Here is a 3,086-nt window from a genome sequence, read left to right on the forward strand (position 1 = left end):
GGCTCAGCGTTGTTTGACAGTGTGAATAGGTATGAATATTTGGTCTTGAGTTAATGACTGCTGCACGTTGATTTATCTCTGCGTGTATCAGGGAATTATTCAGTTAAGATCAAGCGCTTTAAGAGCATTTGGTGGATGCCTTGGCATCAAGAGGCGATGAAGGACGTGGCACTCTGCGATAAGCTGCGGGGAGACGAGAGCAATCTTTGATCCGCAGATTTCCGAATGGGGAAACCCGGCCCTGTAGGGTCACTGCACAGTGAATAGATAGCTGTGTGGAGCAAACCTGGTGAACTGAAACATCTAAGTAGCCAGAGGAAAAGACATCAACCGAGATTCCGTCAGTAGTGGCGAGCGAACGCGGATCAGGCCAGTGGCAAGAACAAGAGAACCGGAACCGTCTGGAAAGTCGGGCCATAGCGGGTGATAGCCCCGTACGGGTAGAGCTTGTTTTTGTCCTTGAGTAGGGCGGGACACGTGAAATCCTGTCTGAATATGGGGGGACCATCCTCCAAGCCTAAATACTCCTTGATGACCGATAGTGAACGAGTACCGTGAGGGAAAGGTGAAAAGCACCCCGACGAGGGGAGTGAAAGAGAACCTGAAACCGAATGCTTACAAACTGTAGGAGCACCCTTGAGGTGTGACTGCGTACCTTTTGTATAATGGGTCAGCGAGTTAATTTCACGAGCAAGCTTAAGCCGTTAGGTGTAGGCGCAGCGAAAGCGAGTCTTAATAGGGCGTCTGAGTTCGTGGGATTAGACCCGAAACCGGGTGATCTATCCATGGGCAGGTTGAAGGTGCAGTAACATGCACTGGAGGACCGAACCAGATAACGTTGAAAAGTTACTGGATGACTTGTGGATAGGGGTGAAAGGCCAATCAAACTCGGAGATAGCTGGTTCTCCGCGAAATCTATTTAGGTAGAGCGTCGTGTATTACCCTGGGGGGTAGAGCACTGGATCGGGACGGGGGGCGCGAGCCTTACCAACTCGAACCAAACTCCGAATACCCAGGAGTAGAGCACGGCAGACACACATCGGGTGCTAACGTCCGGTGTGGAGAGGGAAACAACCCAGACCATCATCTAAGGCCCCCAAGTTACGGCTAAGTGGGAAAGGATGTGGGAAGGCCAAGACAACCAGGATGTTGGCTTAGAAGCAGCCATCATTTAAAGAAAGCGTAATAGCTCACTGGTCTAGATAAGCCGTCCTGCGCCGAAAATGTACCGGGGCTCAAGCCGTACGCCGAAGATATGGGTTTGTTCTTTTGAACAAGCGGTAGCGGAGCGTTCTGTAAGTCTGCGAAGGGATACCCGTGAGGGGTCCTGGAGGTATCAGAAGTGCGAATGCTGACATGAGTAGCGATAAAGAGTGTGAGAAACACTCTCGCCGAAAGTCCAAGGGTTCCTGCGCAAGGTTAATCCACGCAGGGTTAGTCGGCCCCTAAGGCGAGGACGACAGTCGTAGTCGATGGGAAACAGGTTAATATTCCTGTACTCGAGGATAGTGACGGATGGTGTAAATTGTATGTCCTTATCGGATTGGACATGCAGTGAAACTGTTCCAGGAAATAGCTTCCTCAAAGAACCGTACCCGAAACCAACACAGGTGGACAGGTAGAGTATACCAAGGCGCTTGAGAGAACTACGTTGAAGGAACTCGGCAAAATACCTGCGTAACTTCGGGATAAGCAGGCCCTGTTATCGGGCAACCGGTTTCAGGGGGCACAGACCAGGGGGTAGCGACTGTTTACTAAAAACATAGGGCTCTGCGAAGTCGCAAGACGACGTATAGGGTCTGACGCCTGCCCGGTGCCGGAAGGTTAAAAGGAGATGTGAGAGCGTCGAATTGAAGCCCCGGTAAACGGCGGCCGTAACTATAACGGTCCTAAGGTAGCGAAATTCCTTGTCGGGTAAGTTCCGACCTGCACGAATGGCGTAACGACTTCCCCGCTGTCTCCAACGTAGACTCAGCGAAATTGAATTCCCCGTGAAGATGCGGGGTTCCCGCGGTCAGACGGAAAGACCCCGTGCACCTTTACTACAGCTTGACAGTGGTATTAGGGCATTCATGTGTAGGATAGGTGGGAGGCTTTGAAGCTTCGGCGCCAGTCGGAGTGGAGCCATCCTTGAAATACCACCCTTGAATGTCTTGATATCTAACCGCGGTCCGTTATCCGGATCCGGGACCCTGTCTGGTGGGTAGTTTGACTGGGGCGGTCGCCTCCCAAAGAGTAACGGAGGCGCGCGATGGTAGGCTCAATCCGGTCGGAAATCGGATGTTGAGTGCAATGGCATAAGCCTGCCTGACTGCGAGACTGACAAGTCGAGCAGAGACGAAAGTCGGTCATAGTGATCCGGTGGTCCCGTATGGAAGGGCCATCGCTCAACGGATAAAAGGTACGCCGGGGATAACAGGCTGATCTCCCCCAAGAGTCCACATCGACGGGGAGGTTTGGCACCTCGATGTCGGCTCATCACATCCTGGGGCTGGAGCAGGTCCCAAGGGTTCGGCTGTTCGCCGATTAAAGTGGTACGTGAGCTGGGTTTAGAACGTCGTGAGACAGTTCGGTCCCTATCTGCCGTGGGTGTTCGAGACTTGAGAAGATCTGTCCCTAGTACGAGAGGACCGGGATGGACGTACCTCTGGTGTACCGGTTGTAGCGCCAGCTGCACCGCCGGGTAGCTAAGTACGGAATGGATAACCGCTGAAAGCATCTAAGCGGGAAACCAACTTCAAAACGAGGTCTCGCTCGAGAGCCGTGGAAGACCACCACGTCGATAGGCAGGGTGTGGAAGCGTGGTAACACGTGAAGCTAACCTGTACTAATCACTCGATCGGCTTGATCTTAACCCCTGATACCGCAGCGATAAGTCAATGGGCTGCAGACAGTAACTCAACAAAACCTTATTCATACCCCTGTGATTGAATGACCTGGTGGCTCTAGCGAAGGCCCCAACACCCGATCCCATCCCGAACTCGGCCGTGAAATCCTTCAGCGCCCATGGTACTGCGTCTTAAGGCGTGGGAGAGTCGGTCGTCGCCAGGTCTTTCAATCACAGGAACACACAACAAAAAAGGGCC

The 3,086-nt window shown here is 52.8% G+C and carries 2 rRNA genes; both read left to right on the forward strand.

From position 1 onward, the window contains the following. Positions 1-107 precede the first annotated feature (107 nt). Positions 108-2,852, forward strand: a 23S ribosomal RNA gene (locus tag AAAH10_RS16525). An 83-nt stretch (positions 2,853-2,935) separates the two neighbouring features. After that, positions 2,936-3,051, forward strand: a 5S ribosomal RNA gene (gene rrf, locus AAAH10_RS16530). Positions 3,052-3,086: the final 35 nt, after the last annotated feature.

The sequence above is a fragment of the Carbonatibacter coralli genome, assembly GCF_039592655.1.
GTDB classification, from domain to species: Bacteria; Pseudomonadota; Alphaproteobacteria; order Kiloniellales; family Kiloniellaceae; genus Carbonatibacter; species Carbonatibacter coralli.